Origin of the sequence: Paraburkholderia sp. (genome assembly GCF_035948235.1) — a bacterium.
Taxonomy (GTDB): domain Bacteria; phylum Pseudomonadota; class Gammaproteobacteria; order Burkholderiales; family Burkholderiaceae; genus Paraburkholderia.
In genome coordinates this window covers 1-21,241 of the sequence record NZ_DASZJJ010000140.1, presented here as the reverse complement: position 1 = coordinate 21,241, position 21,241 = coordinate 1, and the positions used below count along the sequence as shown (strand labels likewise).

The following is a 21,241-nucleotide window of genomic DNA, read 5'->3' as shown; positions in this document are numbered from 1 at the left end:
GTCAGACTCCCGCGACGCCGACCGTCATGCCGCCGCACACATAGAGCACCTGTCCGGTGACGAAGCCGCTACGCGCATCGAGCAGATATGACGCGGCGTGCGAGATGTCGTCGGGGGTGCCTACGCGTTTGACCGGCACGGCGTCGATGATGGCCTGGGTGCGCGGCGCACCTGGCGGGTTGGCGCGGTCGAACAGTTCGGTGCGGATCGGGCCGGGGCCGATCGCGTTCGCGGTGATGCCGTGCACGCCCAGTTCTAGCGCCCACACGCGCGTCATGCCGATCAGCGCCGCCTTGGTGGCCGAATACGCGGTGCGCAATTCCTTGCCCAGCGCCGCGCGCGACGACATATTGACGATGCGCCCAAAGCCCGCCGCCTTCATGCCGGGCAAGAGCGCCTGCATGCACTGCTGCGCGCAGCGCACATTGAGCGCCCAGGCGAGTTCGAGTTCTTCGAGCGTCTGGTGCGCGGCATCGTTGGGGAGCACGATGCCCACGTTGTTGATGAGACGCGTGATCGGGCCACCCGCGAGCGCGCGTTCGAGCGCGGCTGCGGTCGCCTGCGTATCGGTGAGATCGGCGAGGATGCCGTCGCCCACGCGGTCGATCACGACCGCCTCGTAACCGTCGGCCTCGCAGCGTGCGGCGCATGCGGCGCCGATGCCGGCAGCGCCGCCGGTGATCAAAACTCGTTCTTTAGCCATGTCGAAGATACGGAATCGCAGTTGCTGAATGAACTGCCGACGTGTTGCAGAATCGGCAGGATTGCTTATCGAATTCGTGTCATATCGAGGTCGAAGCGAGATCGAATGACGCGCGAGAATTACGTCAAACCGTGGCGACCGGCGTAACCGGCGAGCCCATCGCGCCCGGCAGGCGCAGCGGCGGGGCGGTCAGCATGAAGCGCGAGCGGCCATGTTCGCGCAGCCAGACGGCCAGATCGCGCAGATACCAAAGCTCGCCCAACGGCAGCCCAAGCTTGAAAAGACAGTGATGATGCAGCGGCATCAGCGGATGTTCGCCAGGCGTTGCCGGTTCGCGCGCGGGATAACGTTCGACCGCGTAATTGTCGGCGGCCAGCGCGGCAATGCCGGAATCGCTGATCCATTGCAGCAGCCGCTCGTCGCGGCCATCTAGCGCGCCGCAATGGCTCGCGAGCACCGCTTCGTCGGGCTGTTTGTTCATCTCCAGCACCATCTCGGCGAAACCGGTACGCAGCAGCAGCATGTCGCCGCGCTCGACTTCCACTTTGTCGGCCTCCATGACGCGCATCAGGTCGTCGTAGCCGATCGTGCGAAATTCGCGCCCGAAATGCGCTGCGAAATCGATCAGCACGCCGCGGCCCTGCATGCCCTTAACAGCGAGATTCTCGATGCCCAGCACGTCCGCATGGCTGTGCTCGCCGCCGCACGCGTGGGGCGCGAAGCCATTTTCCGCGCGATATTCCATCGGGCCGACGATATCCCGGTTGGCGCGATAGCCGTTGTAGTAGACGCTTTCGGCGTTGCCGTCGCCATCGGCGTCGAAACGCGCGCCCACATGGGCGAGCGCATCCCATTGCGTCGAATACTGGAGCGAGAGCAGCACCTGGTCATCGCTGACGATGTCGGTGGCGAGCGGCTCGTTGCGCGCGAACGGGAAATTCACATACGGCAGGCCGTCGCGAAAGGTCGGCCGCAGCACCGGAGGATGGCGGCGCACATTGAGCTTGCTCTCGCCGGGGAAATCGAGCGGCAGCGACAGCGTGAAACTCAGCCCTGCGCGAATCTCCTGCGCGCCCTTGAGCACCTGCTCAGCGCCGATCAGATTGGGGCGGCCCAACTGATCGTCGGGTCCGAAATCGCCCCAGTTCGAGCCTTCCGGCCGATTCTTCCAACGCATGCTGTCGTCCTCCACATCTATTTTGCGCGGCCGTTGTGCGACTGCTGTGCGGCTTTCGCGCGCAATGTCCTGCGTCGAGCTGGCATCAAGCAGCGAGCAGCGACGGCGGTATCTGTGCGTACACGTCGAGCAGCGCCTGCACGGCTTGCGGCTCGTTTTTCAGCAAGCGCGCCTTGGGCGCGCCGATGACGAGCGCAAATGCCTCGCCGTGAATCAGGAAGCCGCGAGCGAGACCGGCGACGTCCTCGACGCTTTCGCCCGTCGAGCGATGCCAGCCGTCGATTACGCCTTGTTCGATCTCGCGTTCGAACTTCTCGCGCTCCAGCACCGAACCGTTGGCCGCGAGCGGCAGCGGCACGTTGTTGTCGAGAAACCGGCTGCGGCCTTCGGCGCCCAGTGCGCCCAGCAACGCCTTGCCCGCCGCGCTCGCGATCGACATGAAGCCGCCCGGTTCGTCGCTGTAACGGATCTTCTGGCGCGACTGAACCACGTCGAGATAGACCACCCGATTGCCCGCAAGCGTTGCCAGCCCGGCAGTCTCGCCGGTTGCATCGCGCAGCGCGTGGAGCAGCGGCTGGAACATCAGCGTAAGCGGGTCCTCGCTGCAGATGTCGCGGGCGACGTGCAGCAGACGCTGGGTGGGGTAATAGCCCGCCTTCACGCCCGGCGCGTAGAGGTAGCCCTTGGCCACCATCGTTTGCAGAAGGGCATGACAGCTAGAAAGCGGGATTTCGGTTCGACGCGCAATTTCGCTGTAGATCATCGGCTGCCGGACTTCGGCAAAGAGGTTGATCACGTCGAAGACGCGTACTGCAGTTTTCACATCCATGAGAGCATTATCGGCATACCGATAACGATCTGACAATACGCTTACGGGTAAACACCTAAAACGCGCGCGGCGCTGTGCCGTCTGGGCCCGACGCAAACGCGGGTTATCCCTTAATTGACGGTATGAAACGGGCGCTCCATAGTCCGCACCTTCTGGCTGTCGTTCGATAAATGAAAGGTTGTTCGATATTTGAACATTGCACGAAGCTTTCAGCAGGCGCGAGGGTCACGCCGCGCCACAGGAAGCAGCGGCGAGTTTCGTATTGGAAAGGCAGGCGGATTCCGTGCGTTTCCAATGAGAAACGCGGCGGCCGAAAACGAAACTGGAGACGTACCTTGGCATCATCCTCACTCGACACCCAGCATCGCCAGGCCCGCAAGGCCGGCATCGCCTCGTTCGTCGGCACGACGATCGAGTGGTACGACTTTTACGCGTACAGCACGGCGGCGGCGCTCGTGCTCGGCAAGCTGTTCTTTCCCTCGACCAACGCGGTGGTGGGCACGCTCGCGGCTTTCGCCTCGTTCTGGGTGGGCTTTCTCGCGCGCCCGATCGGCGGCATCGTGTTCGGCCATCTCGGCGACAAGGTGGGGCGCAAGAAGACGCTGATCATCACCCTCATGCTGATGGGCTGCTGCACCACGGCCATGGGCCTGTTGCCGACTTACGGCCAGGTTGGCGTGCTCGCGCCGGTGCTGCTGATCGTGCTGCGGCTGCTGCAAGGCATCGCGATGGGCGGAGAGTGGGGCGGCGCGGTGGTGCTGTCGTCCGAGCACGCGCCCAAGGGCAAGGAGATTTTCTACTCGGCATTTGCGCAACAGGGCTCGCCTGCGGGCAATCTGCTGGCGACGGTGGCGTTTCTCGTGATTTCGACGCTGCCCGACCACGAGTTCATGACGTGGGGCTGGCGCGTGCCGTTTCTGATGTCGGCGCTGCTCGTGATCGTGGGCATGTTTATCCGCATGAGCGTCGACGAATCGCCGGCCATGAAGGAGTTGCAGGCGAAGAACAAGGTGGTGAAGCTGCCAATCGCCGAGGTGCTGCGCCATCACAAGGCGCTCGTGGCGATGGGCGTGGGCGCGTGCGTGATCGCGCTGTCGGCGACTTACTTCAAAACGACTTTTGCGTTGTCGTGGGCCGTGACGTCGATCGGCTTCGATCGCACGCAGTTCCTGGGCGTGATTACCTTCGCCATCGTCGTGCAGTTGATCGTGCAGCCGTTTGGCGCGGTGCTGGCCACCAGGCTCGATCTGCGCAAGGCCATCATCTATATGCTGGTTCCGGAAATCATCGCACTGCCAATCATGTTCTCGCTGATCGCGACGGGCTCGACGAAGCTGGCGATGTTCGGCATGGCGCTCGCGTCGATTCCGCATTCGCTCTATTACGCGGCGATGGCGGGGATGCTGGCGAAGGCGTTTCCGGCACAGGTGCGTTATACGGGCATCTCGCTCGCGTATCAGATCTGCGGGATGGTGTTCGCGGGTACGACGCCGATTCTCGGCCAGTTCCTGCTGGGCGCGACCGGCAGCATTGTGTCGGTGGTGGCGTTGGGCATCGTGCACGTGCTCATTACGCTGGTGTGTGCGCTGATGCTGGTGTCGCGCATGCAGGGTGCAGCGGTTGCGAGTGAGGCGGGTGTGGTGACGGCGACTAATTGAGTCTCCTGGCGCTGCATCAATCTCAGAGGACTTGTGGATGTCTGGCTTTGTAACGTATCATTTTGATACGTTACAAAAAAGACCATAAGGACGCGCCATGCATTCCCGCTTTGACCGTTTCAGAACGACCGCCCTTGCCAGCCAACTGGAAGCGCTGATCGACACGCCACAGCGCTATGTCGAATACGCCGTGCTTTCGCGCGTGGGCGTGGCCGCGGTGTCGGCTATTACCGACGAAATCGCCATGAAGTATCCGGAGATCGAGCAGGATCACACCGCGCGGCAGTTCTGCGGGGCGATGGTGGCGGAGGTGATGCGGCGCCACGGACACGAAGTCGTGCAGGCGCGCGGGCGCGTGGGCGGCACGTTCTTCAGCTATGGCGCAGTCTTCAGCGCCCAGCCGGTGAGCCTGCCGTTCGCGGAGGTGATCGACGCGCTCGCCGCGCTGCCCGCGCGCTTTGCCGCGCTCGTCGCGCGCGTACCGCAGGCGCTCTGGGCGCGCCGCCCGCAAGGCACGGGCTTTTCGCTGCTGGAGCACGCCTGTCATTTGCGCGATCTGGACGCGGTGTTCGCCGCGCGTTTCAGCGCGGTGCGCAAGGCCGATCTGCCGCTGATCGAATCGGTCAACGGCACGACGATCGCCGAGGAGCGCAACTATATGGCGCAGGATCTCGTGGCAGCACGCGACGAATTCGCTGCCAACCGGCAGCGGCTATGCGCGTCGCTCAGGCGGCTCACGCCCGGGCAACTGGCGCGCTGTGGCCTGCGTGACGGTGTGCGCCGTATGACGTTGGAGGAATTGGTGCGCGAGTTGCTCGATCACGACAAGACTCACGCGCTTGAACTCGAGGAACTCGAACACGAGTTGCTCGAACCCGCTGCGCAAGCATAAAAGCCCTCAAAACAAGGTGAAAAAGCCTCAGCGCCGCGCGGCTTCGGCTTCCAGATAAAGCTCGCGCAGCGCCTGGCCGAACACGCCGTCCACTTCGCGCAGCACGCCCGCGCGCGTGAACAGGGCGATGGGCGGCAGCGTCCAGTCGAAGGTGTACGGCACGATCGCCACGCCGGCGATATGCACGAGTTCTTCGGCGATATCGGCGGGTACGATGGAGACGGCGTTTTCGTTGGCGGCGATCATTTCGCCGATCAGACGCGAGGTGTAGCTCTCCATGATCGGCACCGGCGGCACCACGCCCGCGTGCAGGAAGAGATCGGCAATCTGCTCGCGAATCGGCGTATTGGGCGCGCCAAGAATCCAGTCGAGTTCCGCGAGCTTCTGCCAGTTCGCCTTGCTGCGTCCGAGCCGCGCCGCCAGACGGCGGCTGGCGATAAGCCGTGGCGTCTGCTGGTACAGCACCTCGAAGCGCAGCTGCGTAACGTCCACGGTCGCCGACGCGCGCCCGATCACGATATCGAGCGTATGGTCGCGCAGTTGCGGCAGCAGCGCGTCGCTGGTGCCTTCGTGAATCGTCATGGTGACGCGCTGCGGCAGGCGCGACTGGGCGAGGCGAATCGCCGTAGCCAGCGTACGCCCGGAAATGAACGGAATCACGCCCACATGCAGCCGCGTGGCATGCCCGGCGACCACGGCCTCGATATCGCGCGCGAGGTGGTCGAGGTCGTGCAGCATGGCCTGGGCGCGCGCGAGCACCACATTGCCCAGCGGCGTGGGCGTCATGCCGCGCGGCGAGCGCTCGAACAGCGGCGCGCCGAACATGCTCTCCATTTCGGCGAGGGCGTTGGTCACGGCGGGCTGGCTGGTGGCCATGTGTTCGGCCACGCGCGTGAGGGAGCCGTGCTGGCGGATCTGCAGCAGCAGCACCAGATGACGCATTTTGAGGCGCGAAAGGAGGCGCCGGGTGACTTCTTCGATACTGAACGACACGATCCGCTTATCCGGGAGACCCGCTGGGTGAGGCTGGGAGGCTCTGGGACGCCCGTGCTGCCCGCCAGGCGCGCCGGGGAGGCGCGGGGGCGGGAATCAGGACGGGAATCGGGGAGCCATCATGAAAAAATAATGGCCCCATACTAAATCAAAATGGGCAGCTTATGACGGCTCACTAGAATCGCCTCATTCGAACATGACCGCTGCGCCGCCCGTGCGCGGGGCCCATCATCAGAGTGAGGAACATGAACAAGACCGATCGTCAGGCCGCCCTCGAGTATCACGAATTCCCCACCCCGGGCAAGATCTCGGTGACGGCGAGCAAGCCGCTCGTCACCCAGCGCGACCTCGCGCTCGCCTATACGCCGGGTGTGGCGGTGGCCTGCGAGGAGATCGTCACCGATCCGCAGAACTCGTTCCGTTACACGGCGCGCGGCAATCTGGTCGGCGTGATCACCAACGGCACGGCCGTGCTCGGTCTGGGCAATATCGGTGCGCTGGCGTCCAAGCCGGTGATGGAAGGCAAGGCGGTCCTGTTCAAGAAGTTCGCCGGCATCGACGTGTTCGACATCGAAGTCACGGAAAGCGATCCGGACAAGCTCGTCGATATCATCGCGAGCCTGGAAGCCACCTTCGGCGGCATCAATCTGGAAGACATCAAGGCGCCGGACTGCTTCACGGTCGAGCGCAAGCTGCGCGAGCGCATGAAGATTCCGGTCTTCCACGACGATCAGCACGGCACGGCGATCACCGTTTCGGCGGCTTTCCTCAACGGTCTGAAGGTGATCGGCAAGGACATCACCAAGGTCAAGGTCGTGACCTCGGGCGCAGGCGCGGCGGCGCTGGCCTGTCTGGACCTGATGGTCGATCTGGGCCTGCCGCTCAAGAACATCTGGGTGACGGACATCGACGGCGTGGTCTATCAAGGCCGCACGACGCTGATGGACCCGGACAAGGAACGCTTCGCGCAGGATACGTCCGCACGGTCGCTGGGCGAAGTGATCGAAGGCGCTGATGTGTTCCTCGGTCTGTCGGCTGGCGGCGTGCTCAAGGCCGAAATGGTCAAGAAGATGGCCGACAAGCCGCTGATCTTGGCGCTCGCCAACCCGACGCCGGAAATCTTCCCGGAAATCGCGCTCGAAGCGCGTCCGGATGCGGTGCTGGCCACGGGCCGTTCGGACTTCCCGAACCAGGTCAACAACGTTCTGTGCTTCCCGTACATCTTCCGCGGCGCACTCGATGTGGGCGCAACGACCATCACGCGCCGCATGGAAATCGCGGCCGTGCATGCGATTGCCGGTCTCGCGGAAGAAGAACTCAATGATTCGGTCGCGGCGGCTTATGGCGCGTATGACCTGCGCTTTGGCCCGAAGTACCTGATTCCGAAGCCGTTCGATTCGCGCCTGATCGTGCGTATCGCGCCGGCGGTGGCCAAGGCCGCCATGGAAGACGGCGTAGCGACGCGTCCGATCGACGACTTCGCCGCCTACACCAACGAGTTGCAACAGTTCGTGTATCACTCGGGCGCGTTCATGAAGCCGATCTTCGCGGCCGCCAAGCAGTTCGTGCGCGATGGCGCGAAGTCGCGCATCGTGTTCGCGGAAGGCGAGGAAGAGCGCGTGCTGCGCGCGGTGCAGGTGATCGTCGATGAAAAGCTGGCGCGCCCGATCCTGATCGGCCGTCCGGAAGTGCTGCTGGCACGCATCGAGAAGTTTGGCCTGCGTCTGAAGCTGGGCGAAGACGTCGAAGTCACCAATCCTGAGTACGACGAACGATTCCACCAATACTGGACCACGTACTGGGAACTGCGTTGCCGCGATGGCATTTCGAAGGAAATGGCGCGCGTGGAAATGCGCCGCCGTCTCACGCTGATCGGCGCGATGATGGTGCGCCTGGGCGACGCCGACGGCATGGTGTGCGGCACGGTCGGTGCGTACCACGACCACCTGCGCTTTGTCGATGAAGCGATCGGTATGCAGCGCAACGCCAAGACCTACGCGGCGATGAACATCCTGCTGCTGGACAAGCGCACGGTCGCGATCGTCGATACGCACATCAACGACAATCCGAACGCCGAACAGATCGCCGAATTCACGCTGGCAGCCGCACGCCAGATGGAATGGCTCAATCTGCAACCGAAGGTGGCGCTGCTGTCGCGCTCGAACTTCGGCTCGGGCAGCTCGGCTTCGGGCACGAAGATGCGCGAAGTGCTCAAGCTCGTGACCGAGCAGGCACCGGACCTGGAGATCGACGGCGAAATGCACGGCGATTGCGCGCTCGACGAAGGCTTGCGCCAGCGCATCCTGCCGCATTCGCGTCTGCAAGGCTCGGCGAATCTGCTGGTGTGCCCGAACGTGGACTCCGGCAATATCGCCTACAACCTGCTCAAGACGGGCGCGGGCAGCAACGTGGCAGTCGGTCCGTTCCTGCTGGGCGTGAATGCGCCGGTGAACATTCTCACCTCCAGCTCGACGGTGCGACGCATCATCAATATGGCGGCGCTCACGGTGCTCCAGGCGAATCGCGACTAATCGTGGCTAAGGCTGAATAAGCCAGGATAAACCCGTACCGAAAGGCGGCGACCCGAAAGGGCGCCGCCTTTTTTTGCGCGTTCAGTTTGTCGTGCCACATCGCGATCCGCTTTTGCTATCGCCTCATGCGGCATTCGGATTGTCCGGCTATCGCGGCATGCCTATATTGGTGACCAATCCCAAGTCCAATATCAGGAGACACCGCATGAAGCTGGTTCGCTGGGGCAGTAAGGGTAAGGAAAAGCCGGGCGTGCTCGATCGCGAAGGGCGTGTGCGCGACCTCTCGGGCGTGGTGCCCGATCTCGCGGGCGAGGTGCTTGGCGCCGCGTTGCTCGACCGGCTTGGTTCTCTCGATCTGGCGCAACTGCCGCTTGTGCCCGCCGATGCGCGCCTCGGTCCCTGTGTCGGGCAGGTGGGCAAGATCGTTTGCGTGGGGCTGAACTACTCGGACCACGCCGCCGAATCCAATATGCCCGTGCCCGCCGAACCCGTGCTGTTCTTCAAGGCCACCAGTTCCTTGAGCGGCCCGCATGACGATGTGGTAATTCCGCCCGGCGCGCAAAAAGTCGATTGGGAAGTCGAACTGGGCGTCGTGATCGGCAAGGAAGCGCGCTATGTGTCGCGCGAACGTGCGCTCGATTATGTGGCCGGTTATTGCGTTGTCAACGATGTCTCTGAGCGCGCCTGGCAGATCGAGCGCGGCGGCCAGTGGGACAAGGGCAAGAGCGCCGATACCTTCGCGCCGCTCGGGCCGTGGCTCGTCACGCGCGACGAGATCGCCGATCCGCAGGCGCTGGACATGTGGCTCGAAGTCGATGGCAAGCGCTATCAGCAGGGCAACACGCGCACGATGATCTTCGACGTGGCCACCTGCGTGTCCTATATCAGCCAGTTCATGAGCCTGCAACCCGGCGACGTGATTTCGACGGGCACGCCGCCCGGCGTCGGCATGGGGCAGAAGCCGCAGCCTGTGTATCTGCGTGCGGGGCAGACCATGCGCCTGTCCGTCGCGGGGCTGGGCGAACAGCAACAGCGTGCCGTTGCCGCGACGGTCCATAGCGACGCATAAGGAGACGGCCAACATGAACCAGCTTGATCTGAACAATCGTGTGATGGTGGTGACGGGCGGCGCGCGCGGTCTGGGCTACGCGGTCGCGCAGCGTGCGCTGCGCTCGGGCGCGGCGGTGGCGTTGTGGGACATCGACGCCGAGCGGCTCGAACGCGCGCGCGCCGAACTCTCCGAACTGGGCAGCGTGTCGGCCGTGAAGGTCGAATTGACCGACGAAGCCTCGGTCGAAGCCGCCGCGCAGCGCACGGTCGAAGCCCACGGCGCGATTCACGCGCTCGTCAATAGCGCGGGCATCACGGGCGGCAACGGACTCACGTGGGAATTGCCCGTGGAGATGTGGCGCCGCGTGATCGAGGTGAATCTGATCGGTAGCTATCTGACCTGTCGCGCGGTCGTGCCGCACATGATTGCGCAGGGCTACGGGCGCATTGTCAATATCGCTTCGGTGGCGGGCAAGGAAGGCAATCCCAATGCTTCGCACTACAGCGCATCGAAGGCCGGTCTGATCGGCCTGACGAAGTCGCTCGGCAAGGAACTGGCCACGAAAAACGTGCTCGTGAATGCCGTCACGCCGGCAGCGGCCAAGACTGAAATCTTCGACTCTATGTCGCAGCAGCATATCGATTACATGCTCTCGAAGATCCCGATGAACCGCTTCCTGATGCCGGACGAAGCGGCGGCGATGATCGTCTGGCTCTCGTCCGAGGACTGCGCGTTCAGCACCGGCGCCGTGTTCGACCTCTCGGGCGGCCGCGCGACGTACTAAAAGGCGTTTCCATTCGATGCGCCAGACAAGGCGCACGATGATAGAGAAAAGGAGCGGCCGCTGCGCGGACCGCTCTGCAAGGGATCGACAGGAGACATCGATGCCGGACGAAGCGTCACAGTTTTCACAACCGCAGTCGCCACAAGCGCAGGCGTTGCAGCGCGCGGGCAGCAAGGCCATGCGGCGTCTGCTGCCGTTCCTGCTGCTGATGTACGTGCTCGCGTTCCTGGATCGCGCGAACATCGGCTTCGCGCAGAAGGCGCTGCAACACGATACGGGTCTGTCCGACGCCGCTTTCGCTTTCGGCGCGGGCGTCTTTTTCGTGGGCTACGCGGTATTCGAGGTGCCGAGCAATCTGCTGCTCCATCGCGTCGGCGCGCGTATCTGGATGTGCCGCATCATGGTGACCTGGGGGCTGATTTCGGCGGCGATGGCGTGGGTGCATACGCCCACCTCGTTTTATACGCTGCGCTTTCTGCTCGGCGTGGCCGAAGCGGGTTTCTTTCCAGGCATCATCTATTACCTCACGCAGTGGTTCCCGCAATCAGCGCGGGCGCGCGCAATTGGTGTGTTCTATTTTGGCGCGCCGCTGGCCTTCATCTTCGGTGGCCCATTGTCTGGACTGCTGATCGATATGCATGGCGTGGGCGGTCTTGCGGGCTGGCAATGGCTCTTTCTCGTCGAAGGCGCGCTGGCGTCGCTGGTGGGCGTCTGGGCCTTCTGGTATCTGACGGACCATCCCGGCCAGGCCCACTGGCTCGACGCCGAGGAACAGCGCGCGCTGAGCGCCGCGCTGCTAGTCGATGCGGGCGAGGCCGCCGCACACGGCCCGCGCAATGCGTTCGCGGCGTTGGTCGATCGCCGCGTGCTGGCTTATGCCGCGATTTACGCGCTGATCCAGATGAGCGTCTATGGCGTGATTTTCTTTCTGCCGCAGCAGGTGGCGTCGCTCGCTGGGGCTGCCGTGGGCCTGAAGGTCGGGTTGCTGGCGGCGGTGCCCTGGCTGTGCGCGCTCGCGCTGACGTGGTTCGTGCCGCGTCGCGCCGATCGCACAGGCAGTCATCGCGTGTGGGCTGTTGGCCTGCTGGTCTTGTCGGGTCTCGGCATTACGGTGTCCGGCATCGCCGGCGATCTGGGCGTGCCGCTCGTCGCCATGATCGGGTTGTGCTGCGCAGCCAGCGGCTTTATCGCGGCGCAACCGCTGTTCTGGACGTTTCCGGCGCGCGATCTTGCTGGCGTGGCGTCGGCCAGCGGCATCGCCTTGATCAACTCGCTCGGCGGCCTGGGCGGCTTTCTCGCGCCGCTGTTGCGCGCCGCCGCCGATCGACACTTCGGCTCGCATGCTGCTGGCCTCGAATTACTGGGCCTTGCCAGCCTCGCGGCGGCGCTGCTCGTTTTCATCGTCGTGCCGCGCGGCAGCGGGCGTCGCGCGGATGCGTTCGCGCAGCCCACCGGCGGCGTGCATTGAACACATTGAATCGCATACCTGATTAATTGACATAGCGACATAGCGTCAAGCAACCTCACTCTCAGGAGCAAGCACCCATGGCCATGCCTACCATCAAACACGTTCGCGCTTTCACGGTGCGCGGCGGCGGCGCGGACTATCACGATCAGGCCGACGGGCACTGGATCGACGACCATATTTCCACGCCGATGGCCCGCTATCCCGAGTATCGCCAGAGCCGCCGCTCGTTCGGTATCGACGTGCTGGGCACGCTTGTCGTCGAGGTGGAGGCGAGCGACGGCACCGTGGGCTTCGCGGTGACGACGGGCGGCGAGATCGGCGCATTTATCGTTGAAAAGCATCTCGCGCGCTTTCTGGAAGGACAGCGCGTGACCGATCTGGAAAAGATCTGGGACCAGATGTATTACTCGACGCTTTACTACGGGCGCAAGGGCGTGGTGCTCAATACGATTTCCGGAGTGGATCTAGCGCTTTGGGATCTGCTGGGCAAACTGCGCGAGGAGCCAGTCTATCAACTGCTTGGCGGACCGGTGCGCGACGAACTCGTGTTCTACGCAACCGGCGCTCGGCCCGATCTGGCGAAGGAAATGGGCTTTATCGGCGGCAAACTGCCCTTGCTGCACGGTCCCGCCGAAGGTGAGGAGGGCCTCAGAAAGAACATCGAACTGCTCGCCACCATGCGCGAACGCGTGGGCGACGACTTCTGGCTCATGTACGACTGCTGGATGAGTCTGGACGTGCGCTACGCTACGCGTCTGGCCGAAGCCGCCAATGAATACGGCTTGAAGTGGATCGAGGAATGCCTGCCGCCCGACGATTACTGGGGCTACGCCGAACTGCGCCGCAACGTGCCGCGCGGCATGATGGTCTCGACGGGCGAGCACGAAGCCACGCGCTGGGGCTTTCGCATGCTGCTGGAAATGGGCTGCTGCGATCTGATCCAGCCCGACGTCAACTGGTGCGGCGGCATGACGGAACTCATCAAGATTTCCGCGCTCGCCGACGCGCACAACACCCTGGTCGTGCCACACGGTTCGTCCGTGTACAGCTATCACTTCGTGGTCACGCGCCACAACTCGCCGTTTGCCGAATTCCTGATGATGGCGCCCAAGGCCGATCAGGTGGTGCCGATGTTCACGCCCTTGCTGCTCGACGAACCGGTGCCGGTGAAGGGCCGCATGAAGGTGCCGGATACGCCGGGCTTTGGCGTGCGGCTGAATCCGGACTGCAAACTTTCGCGTCCTTACCAACACTAAGCGGGAGAAAGCATCGTGCTGCTCAAGGACAAGGTGGTGATCGTCACTGGCGGATCGCGCGGCATTGGGCGCGCCATTGCGATTGCGAGCGCGCGCGAAGGCGCGGACGTCGCGATCAACTACTGGGGCGATAACGACGCCTCGTATGGCCGGCGCTCGGCGATTGGCGAAGTGCTCGACGAGATCGAGCGGCTGGGGCGACGCGCGATTGCCGTCGAAGGCAATGTGGCCGCGCCGCAAACGGGCGTCGATCTCGTGCGGCAGACCGTCGAACATTTCGGCCACGTCGATGTGCTGGCGAGCAACGCGGGCATCTGTCCGTTCCACTCGTTCCTGGATATGCCGCCGGCCGTGCTCGAACGCACCATCGGCGTGAATCTGAACGGTGCGTTCTATGTCACGCAGGCCGTGGCGCGGCAGATGAAGGAGCAGGGCACGGGCGGGGCGATCGTTGCCACCAGTTCGATCAGCGCGCTCGTGGGCGGCGGTATGCAGACGCACTACACGCCCACCAAGGCCGGCGTCCATTCGCTGATGCAGTCGTGCGCGATCGCGCTGGGGCCGTACGGTATCCGTTGCAATTCGGTGATGCCGGGCACCATCGCCACCGATCTGAACGCCGAAGATCTCGCCGACGCAGAAAAGCGCGCGTACTTCGAAAAGCGCATTCCGCTGGGGCGGCTGGGCGCGCCGGAAGATGTGGCCGACTGCGTGGTTTTTCTCGCCTCGGACCGCGCGCGTTATGTGACGGGCGCGGCGCTGCTGGTGGACGGCGGCCTGTTCGTCAATCTTCAGTGAATCGATAAGGACTCACGAATGCGTGGCGAGCCTCATATCGCGTACCGCTTCGTCGGGCTTGAAGGGCTGCGAAAAGCGGCGCAGCAAGCCGACGAAATGCTCGGCGGGTTCCGCGAGCGCTTCGCCCTTGCGCGTGAGCACGCCAAAGCCCGGCAGGCTTTTGCCGATTTCGAGCGGCAGCACGGTCAGAAGCTTGCCGCGCACATGATCGCGCACCACCGACTCGGGCAGCATCGCCACGGCGTCGAAGCTTTCGAGCAGTTGCAGCGTGGCGAAGATGGAGGCCGACTCCGTGAGGTTCATCGGCGTGGCAAGACCGGCGCGCGCGAGTTCGCCTTCGAAGAGTTCGCGCGCGGGGCTGGTGATGGGCTGCGCGACCCACGGCCAGTCCATCAGTTCGGGCAGCGTGACCTGTTCGCGGCGCGCCAGCGGATGACGCGCGCGCACCACCAGCACGAGTGTTTCGCGCGCCAGCGGCTCGAAGTTGAAATCGTTGTGCTGCAGCGGCGTGGTCAGGCGGCCGAGGGCGAGATCGACATCGCGGCGATGCAGCAGTTGCACGACCTGATCGCTGGTTTCGCCGAGGATGCGCACGTGCAGCAGCGGCCGCTCGGTCTTGAGCGTGGCGACGGCCTGGGCGAGCAGATCGGGCGCGGCGCCCATGATCGCGCCCACGGTGAGCTGGCCGTGGCCGCCGCGCCGCTTGACGTCGAGATCGTCGGCGAAGCGGGTGAGGTCGGAGAGCGCGCGGCGGGCGTAAGCCAGCGTGACGACGCCCAGCGCCGTGGGCTGCATGCCGCGCGCGTTACGCTCGAACAGGCGAAAGCCGAAGGCCTCTTCGATATCGCTGAGCATGCGGCTCGCGCTGGGTTGCGCGACGTTGATGGCGTCGGCGGCCTGATGGACATTGCGGGCGTCGTCGAGCGCGACGAGCAGGGCGAGGTGCTTGAACTTGAGACGATTGACGAGCGAAACGACGGCGGTCTGATGGTTCATGAGTCCTGCGATCCGGTTTGTGTATCGCCCGATCCCAACTACGGATTGGTTGGCTATCGATGCGGGAATTATAGTCGTTCGAATCGCTGCAAGACCAAGTGAAAACGCGCGCGGAAGTTAGGGCAAACGCTAAGCCCGCGACTCGAACCGCACGCCAGAAAAACGCAGCAACAAGGCTGGATGGAGACACGATCATGGAAACAGTTGCGTTTCGCATGCAGCTCGACCCCGGCAAACGGGACGAATACGAGCGGCGTCACCGCGAAATCTGGCCCGAACTCGCCGATGCGCTGCACGACGCGGGCGTGAGCGATTACTGGATCTTTCTCGACGAAAGCACCCACGCGCTCTTTGCGGTGCTCAAGCGGCGCGCCGGTCACACCATGGACCGCCTGCCCGAGACGGCCATCATGCGCAAATGGTGGGATTACATGGCCGACATCATGGCGACCGGCGAGGGCAACGTGCCCGTGGCGCAGCCGCTGGTGCCGGTTTTTCATTTGCCATGATTCGCCACGAGGAGCACGCCATGCAGGTGGTCGATCCGCACGTTCACTTCTGGGATCTGGATACGCATCATTATCCCTGGCTTGCGAACCCGGGCACGTCCTTCGTGGGCGATGCGCGCGATCTCAAGCACAACTATTTACCTGACGATCTGCTGCGCGAAGCGGGCGATATCCAGGTGCTCAAGGTCGTGCACGTGGAAGCGAATCACGATCCGGCCGATCCGGTGGAGGAGACGCGCTGGCTCGAATCGATCGCCGATGCGGGCAAGGGTCTGCCCAATGCGATTGTCGCCGCCGCCGATCTGAGCGCGCCGAATGCGCCGGAAATTCTCGCGGCGCACGCTGCGTTCGGCCGCACGCGCGGCATCCGGCAGATTCTTAATGTGCACGCGAATCCGCTCTATGACTATGTGGGCCGCCACTATATGCGCGAGGCGGCATGGCGCAAGCACTTCGCGCTGCTTGAACAGCATGGGCTGTCGTTCGATCTGCAACTTTATCCGGCGCAGATGGAAGAGGCCGCCGCGCTGGCGCGCGCGCATCCGGGCGTGCCGCTCATCGTCAATCACGCGGGCATGTTCGTGGACCGCAATAGCGCGCAGGGCTGGCGCACGTGGCGCGAGGGTCTGCGCGTGCTCGCCGCCTGCCCGAATGTGTCGGTAAAGATCAGCGGCCTGGCCATGTTCGATCACCAATGGACGGTGGAAAGCCTGCGTCCCTATGTACTCGAAACGATCGATGCCTTTGGCGTTGAGCGCGCCATGTTCGCGTCGAATTTTCCGGTGGACCGGCAGTTCGGCGGTTATGCCGAGCTGTGGCGGGCCTATGCCGCCATCGTTAGCGATGCCAGCGAAAGCGAGCGCACGGCGCTCTTTCGCAGCAACGCCGAACGCATTTACCGTATCTAGCGATCCAGCGCCCAGACACGTCGTACAGAAAGATTGCGGGCGCAACGAATCAGGAGACATGCGTGGAATCGAAAACCATAGCCCAGGGCGTACCGCGTCTGGAGCTAAGACGGGCCAGCAAGGCGTTCGGGCGCGTGCGAGCGCTGGTGGACGGCACGCTCGTGCTCATGCCCGGCGAGGTGCATGCGCTGCTGGGCGAGAACGGCGCAGGTAAATCGACGCTCGTGAAGATCCTCGCGGGGGTGCATCGTCCCGATGGCGGCGAACTGCTGATCGATGGCAACGCGCAACAGTTCGCCACGCCCGCGCAGGCGCGCGATGCGGGCATCGCGGTGATCTATCAGGAACCCACTTTATTCTTCGATCTCTCGATTGCCGAGAACATTTTCATGGGCCGTCAGCCCGTGGACCGGCTGGGTCGCATCGACTACGACGCGATGCATCGCGACGTGGCGGCGCTGCTCGCTTCGCTGGGCGTCGATCTGAAGCCTGAGCGGCTGGTGCGCGGGCTGTCGATTGCGGATCAGCAGGTGATCGAAATTGCCAAGGCGCTCTCGCTCAACGCCAACGTGCTCATCATGGACGAGCCGACGGCGGCGCTTTCGCTGCCCGAGGTCGAGCGGCTCTTCGGAATCGCGCGCAAGCTGCGCGATCAAGGCGTGGCCATTCTCTTCATCACGCACCGTCTGGAGGAAGTGTTCGCGCTCACGCAGCACGTCACCATCATGCGCGATGGCGCGAAGGTGTTCGACGCGCCCACGGCGGCGCTTACGACCCAGGAGATCGTCGCGCGCATGGTCGGGCGCGATCTCGCCACCTTCTACCCGAAAGCCGATGTCGCGCCCGGTGAAGTGATGCTGCGCGTGCGCGGCCTCACGCGGCGCGGCGTGTTCAAGGACATTGCCTTTGATGTGCGCGCGGGCGAGATCGTCGCGCTCGCAGGGCTGGTGGGCGCGGGCCGCAGCGAAGTGGCGCGCGCGATCTTCGGTATCGATCCGTGTGACGCGGGCCAGGTGCAGATCGCGGGCAAGGCGCTGGCGATGGGGCGTCCCGCGCGCGCCGTGAAGGCGGGTCTCGCGCTGGTGCCCGAGGATCGTCGCCAGCAGGGCCTGGCGCTCGAATTAAGCATCGCGCGCAACGCATCGCTCACGGTGCTGGGCCGGCTGGTGCGCTTCGGGCTGATTTCGGCGGGACGCGAGGTCGAGCTTGCGGGGCAATGGGGCACGCGCCTGCGTCTGAAGGCGGGCGACCTGAACGCGCCGGTCGGCACGCTCTCGGGCGGCAACCAGCAGAAGGTGGTGCTGGGCAAGTGGCTCGCAACGGGGCCGAAGGTGCTCATCATCGACGAGCCCACGCGCGGTATCGACGTGGGCGCGAAAGCGGAAGTCTACGGCGCACTCGCCGAACTGGTGCGCGAAGGCATGGCGGTGCTGATGATTTCAAGCGAATTGCCCGAAGTGCTGGGCATGGCCGATCGCGTGCTGGTGATGCACGAAGGCCGCATTACCGCCGATATCGCCCGCGCCGACGCCGACGAGGAGCGCATCATGAGCGCCGCGCTCGGTCAGGCCAACATTCACCTGGGGAACGCAGCATGATGGGTCAATCCACTTCTCCGCATTCCCTGCACGGCGGCGAGCCACGCGCGCCGCGGCGCGGTGCGGCGCTCGCGCAGACTCTCGCGAAAAGCCGCGAGACCACGCTGTTCGTGGTGCTGCTGCTGATCGTCGGCGGCACGGCGCTGGCCAGGCCGCAGTTCCTCAATCTGCAGAATCTGCGCGACGTGCTGCTCAATGTGTCGATTGTGAGCCTGCTTACGGCGGGCATGACGATCGTGATCCTGATGCGGCACATCGATCTGTCGATTGGCTCGACGGTCGGCATCAGCGCGTATGCGGTCGGCAGTCTTTACGTGGCGTTTCCGCATATGCCGGTGATCGTGGCGCTCGCGGCGGGACTGGCGATCGGCATGGTGGCCGGGTCGATCAACGCGCTGCTGGTGGCGGTGGGGCGCGTGCCTTCGCTGGTCGCTACGCTATCCACTTTGTATATATTTCGGGGTGCTGATTATGCGTGGGTGCATGGCGGACAGATCAACGCCACGAGCCTGCCTGACGCGTTCTCGCATCTTGCGACCGGTACGTTGCTAGGCGTGCCGGTGCTCGCGCTGATCGCAATCGTGCTGCTTGCCGCGCTCTCGGTGTATCTGAAGCAGTTCCGTCCGGGCCGCGAATACTACGCGATCGGCTCCAATCCCGAAGCGGCGCGTCTGGCCGGTATCAACGTCGAGCGCCGCGTGGCGATGGGTTTCGTCATCAGCGGGGCCATCGCGGGACTGGCGGGCGCGCTGTGGCTCGCGCGCTTCGGCACCGTCGACGCCAGCACCGCGAAGGGCATCGAGCTTCAGGTGGTGGCCGCGGCCGTGGTGGGCAGCGTGGCCATCACGGGCGGCGTGGGCACGATCCTGGGCGCGACGCTGGGTGCGCTGGTGCTCGGCGTCATCAGCATCGCGCTGGTGGTGCTGCACGTCTCGCCGTTCTGGGAACAGGCCATTCAAGGCGCGCTGATCGTCGCGGCCATTACCGCCGACACGCTGCTGGCCCGTTCCGTCGCCAAACGCATGATGAGGAAACGCGATCATGGCTAAACCCGACTCCGCTTTGCTGACCCGCCGCGCTGGCCTGCCTCTGACCTGGGAGTCGCTGCTGGTGGTGATACTGGTGCTCTCGCTGGTGGTGGGGCGCGTGCTGTCCAACGTGTTTCTCAGCGGCGCGAATCTGAGCAACATACTGGCCGATCTCACCGAAGTCGCGCTGATGGCCTTGCCGATGACGCTCATCATCGTCGCCGCCGAAATCGACCTGTCCGTGGCTTCCGTGCTGGGCGCGTCGAGCGCACTGCTGGGCGTGCTCTGGCACATGGGCGTGCCGATGCCGCTGGCAATGGCGCTGGTGGTCGTGGCGGGCGGCCTGGCGGGCCTCTTCAATGGCCTCGTGATCGTCAAACTCAATCTGCCGTCGCTCGCGGTCACCATCGGCACGCTTGCGCTGTTTCGCGGCCTGGCTTATGTGCTGCTGGGCGACCAGGCCATCGCCGATTTTCCGCCCGCCTACACGCTGTTCGGCATGAGCAATCTGGGCAGCACCTTTATTCCGCTGCCGTTCCTGATCGTGGCCGCTTGCGCCGTGGTCTTTACGCTGCTGCTGCAGGCCACCGCCTTCGGCCGCAGCCTCTATGCGATCGGCGCGAATAGCACGGCGGCGTCTTTCTCGGGTATTGACGTCGCGCGCGTCAAACTGCGGCTGTTCGTACTTTCGGGTGTGATGAGCGCGCTGGCGGGCATCGTTTATACGCTGCGTTTCACCAGCGCGCGTGGCGATAACGGCGAGGGCTTCGAGCTGTCGGTGATCGCGGCGGTGCTGTTTGGCGGTGTGAGTATCTTTGGCGGACGCGGCTCGATGTATGGCGTGCTGCTGTCGCTGCTGATTGTGGGCGTGCTCAAGAACGCGCTCACGCTCGCGGACGTATCGAGCGAAACGCTCACCATCGTGACGGGCGCGTTGCTGCTCGCCTCGGTGCTGATTCCCAATCTCGCGGCGCGTTGGCGCACGCTGCGCGACCGGCGTGCGATTGCGCGCGCGGCAAGCTGAAAACGCAGTCGAAAAAGAAAGAAGCGGTAAAAAGCGGGAAAAAAGGCAGTAAGCCGTTAATCTGCCCGGCGCCTACGCCGGGCCCTCATCGAGGAGACACGTTCATGATGAAGCCAGTCCGTCACGCATGCACGGCGCTGCTATGCGCCATGCTGTTGGGCGCGGGCTTGTCCGCGCACGCCGCGGGCATCAAGGAAGGCCTGAAAATCGCCTTCGTGCCCAAGCAGATCAACAACCCCTACGAAGTGATCGCCGATAACGGCGGCATGGACGCCATCAAGGAATTCAAGGGCGACGGCAAGGTGGTCGGGCCGTCGGATGCGGGCGCGTCCTCGCAGGTGTCGTACATCAATACGCTCACCACGCAGCATCAGGACGCCATCGTGATCGCAGCCAATGACGCGAACGCGCTCGTGCCGTATCTGAAACGTGCGATGGCACAGGGCATCAAGGTTGTCACCTTCGATTCGGACACGGCCCCCGATGGCCGCCAGATCTTCGTGAATCAGGCCAACGCCGAAAGCATCGGGCGCGGCCAGATTCAACTGGTGGCGAAGCTGATGAACAACGAAGGCGAGTTCGCGATTCTCTCGGCCACGCCTAACGCGACCAATCAGAACACCTGGATCAAGTGGATGCAGGAGGAACTGAAGAAGCCTGAATACGCGAAGATGAAGCTCGTGAAGATCGCCTACGGCAACGACGACGACCAGAAGTCCTTCGTCGAAACGCAAGGTCTGCTGCAGGCGTATCCGAACCTGAAGGCCATCGTCGCGCCGACTTCGGTAGGCATCGCGGCGGCGGCGCGTTATATCTCGTCGTCGTCGAGCAAGGGCAAGGTGGCCGTCACGGGTCTGGGCACGCCTAACCAGATGCGCGCCTTCGTGAAGAACGGCACGGTCAAGGCGTTCCAGTTGTGGGATCCGGGTGCACTGGGCTATCTGGCCGCTTACGCCGCCGCGAATCTCGCTTCGGGCACCATCACCGGCAAGGAGGGCGATAGTTTCGATGCAGGCAAACTCGGCAAGCGCACTGTCG

19 protein-coding genes are annotated in these 21,241 nt (G+C 64.0%); 14 read left to right on the top strand and 5 right to left on the bottom strand.

The genetic code is table 11. The features are described from left to right. Position 1: 1 nt before the first annotated feature. The 3 genes from VG320_RS12385 to VG320_RS12375 form a co-directional block, all read right to left on the bottom strand. Positions 2 to 703: an SDR family oxidoreductase gene (locus VG320_RS12385; protein ID WP_327200402.1), complete on the bottom strand. Its 702-nt coding sequence runs from the start codon at positions 701 to 703 to the stop codon at positions 2 to 4. A 124-nt stretch (positions 704 to 827) separates the two neighbouring features. Then, a complete protein-coding gene (locus VG320_RS12380) occupies positions 828 to 1,880 on the bottom strand; it encodes a cyclase family protein (RefSeq protein ID WP_327200401.1) in 1,053 nt (350 codons plus the stop codon). 85 nt (positions 1,881 to 1,965) lie between these two features. Continuing rightward, complete coding sequence (locus VG320_RS12375) at positions 1,966 to 2,709, bottom strand: IclR family transcriptional regulator (RefSeq protein WP_327200400.1); 744 nt, start codon at positions 2,707 to 2,709, stop codon at positions 1,966 to 1,968. 335 nt (positions 2,710 to 3,044) lie between these two features. Here VG320_RS12375 and VG320_RS12370 point away from each other — a divergent pair, with 335 nt between their 5' ends. Then, positions 3,045 to 4,367, top strand: a complete 1,323-nt coding sequence (locus tag VG320_RS12370) for an MFS transporter (protein WP_327200399.1) — start codon at positions 3,045 to 3,047, stop codon at positions 4,365 to 4,367. A 97-nt stretch (positions 4,368 to 4,464) separates the two neighbouring features. After that, on the top strand, positions 4,465 to 5,259 hold the full coding sequence (locus VG320_RS12365) for a DinB family protein (RefSeq protein WP_327200398.1): 795 nt from the start codon (positions 4,465 to 4,467) through the stop codon (positions 5,257 to 5,259). A gap of 27 nt (positions 5,260 to 5,286) precedes the next feature. On the opposite strand, the gene VG320_RS12360 is transcribed toward VG320_RS12365, so the two are convergent. Further along, on the bottom strand, positions 5,287 to 6,201 hold the full coding sequence (locus VG320_RS12360) for a LysR family transcriptional regulator (RefSeq protein ID WP_414696027.1): 915 nt from the start codon (positions 6,199 to 6,201) through the stop codon (positions 5,287 to 5,289). A 296-nt stretch (positions 6,202 to 6,497) separates the two neighbouring features. On the opposite strand from VG320_RS12360, the gene VG320_RS12355 reads away from it, so the two are divergent. The 6 genes from VG320_RS12355 to VG320_RS12330 all read left to right on the top strand — a co-directional run bounded on the left by VG320_RS12355 (position 6,498) and on the right by VG320_RS12330 (position 14,140). After that, positions 6,498 to 8,783: an NADP-dependent malic enzyme gene (locus VG320_RS12355; RefSeq protein ID WP_327200396.1), complete on the top strand. Its 2,286-nt coding sequence runs from the start codon at positions 6,498 to 6,500 to the stop codon at positions 8,781 to 8,783. Positions 8,784 to 8,988: 205 nt separating this feature from the next. Next, positions 8,989 to 9,852, top strand: a complete 864-nt coding sequence (locus VG320_RS12350; RefSeq protein WP_327200395.1) for a fumarylacetoacetate hydrolase family protein — start codon at positions 8,989 to 8,991, stop codon at positions 9,850 to 9,852. A gap of 13 nt (positions 9,853 to 9,865) precedes the next feature. Continuing rightward, positions 9,866 to 10,618, top strand: coding sequence for an SDR family NAD(P)-dependent oxidoreductase (locus VG320_RS12345; RefSeq protein WP_327200394.1), 753 nt, complete (start codon positions 9,866 to 9,868; stop codon positions 10,616 to 10,618). A gap of 178 nt (positions 10,619 to 10,796) precedes the next feature. Then, on the top strand, positions 10,797 to 12,086 hold the full coding sequence (locus tag VG320_RS12340; RefSeq protein WP_327200428.1) for an MFS transporter: 1,290 nt from the start codon (positions 10,797 to 10,799) through the stop codon (positions 12,084 to 12,086). Between the two features lie 77 nt (positions 12,087 to 12,163). Then, positions 12,164 to 13,342: an L-rhamnonate dehydratase gene (gene rhmD / locus VG320_RS12335; RefSeq protein WP_327200393.1), complete on the top strand. Its 1,179-nt coding sequence runs from the start codon at positions 12,164 to 12,166 to the stop codon at positions 13,340 to 13,342. Between the two features lie 15 nt (positions 13,343 to 13,357). Further along, positions 13,358 to 14,140, top strand: a complete 783-nt coding sequence (locus VG320_RS12330; RefSeq protein WP_327200392.1) for an SDR family NAD(P)-dependent oxidoreductase — start codon at positions 13,358 to 13,360, stop codon at positions 14,138 to 14,140. A 12-nt stretch (positions 14,141 to 14,152) separates the two neighbouring features. On the opposite strand, the gene VG320_RS12325 is transcribed toward VG320_RS12330, so the two are convergent. Next, positions 14,153 to 15,136: a LysR family transcriptional regulator gene (locus VG320_RS12325; protein ID WP_327200391.1), complete on the bottom strand. Its 984-nt coding sequence runs from the start codon at positions 15,134 to 15,136 to the stop codon at positions 14,153 to 14,155. 194 nt (positions 15,137 to 15,330) lie between these two features. On the opposite strand from VG320_RS12325, the gene rhaM reads away from it, so the two are divergent. The 6 genes from rhaM to rhaS form a co-directional block, all read left to right on the top strand. Further along, positions 15,331 to 15,645: an L-rhamnose mutarotase gene (gene rhaM / locus VG320_RS12320; RefSeq protein WP_327200390.1), complete on the top strand. Its 315-nt coding sequence runs from the start codon at positions 15,331 to 15,333 to the stop codon at positions 15,643 to 15,645. 20 nt (positions 15,646 to 15,665) lie between these two features. Then, positions 15,666 to 16,553 (top strand): amidohydrolase family protein, encoded by an 888-nt coding sequence (locus tag VG320_RS12315; RefSeq protein ID WP_327200389.1) that lies wholly within the window; start codon positions 15,666 to 15,668, stop codon positions 16,551 to 16,553. 62 nt (positions 16,554 to 16,615) lie between these two features. Next, on the top strand, positions 16,616 to 18,151 hold the full coding sequence (locus VG320_RS12310; protein ID WP_327200388.1) for a sugar ABC transporter ATP-binding protein: 1,536 nt from the start codon (positions 16,616 to 16,618) through the stop codon (positions 18,149 to 18,151). Next, complete coding sequence (locus tag VG320_RS12305) at positions 18,148 to 19,200, top strand: ABC transporter permease (RefSeq protein ID WP_327200387.1); 1,053 nt, start codon at positions 18,148 to 18,150, stop codon at positions 19,198 to 19,200. Before VG320_RS12310 ends, VG320_RS12305 begins: the two co-directional genes overlap by 4 nt. Then, on the top strand, positions 19,193 to 20,203 hold the full coding sequence (locus VG320_RS12300) for an ABC transporter permease (RefSeq protein ID WP_327200386.1): 1,011 nt from the start codon (positions 19,193 to 19,195) through the stop codon (positions 20,201 to 20,203). Before VG320_RS12305 ends, VG320_RS12300 begins: the two co-directional genes overlap by 8 nt. Positions 20,204 to 20,307: 104 nt before the next feature. Further along, positions 20,308 to 21,241: rhamnose ABC transporter substrate-binding protein (gene rhaS / locus VG320_RS12295; RefSeq protein ID WP_327200385.1), on the top strand; the 934-nt coding region annotated here is incomplete at its 3' end.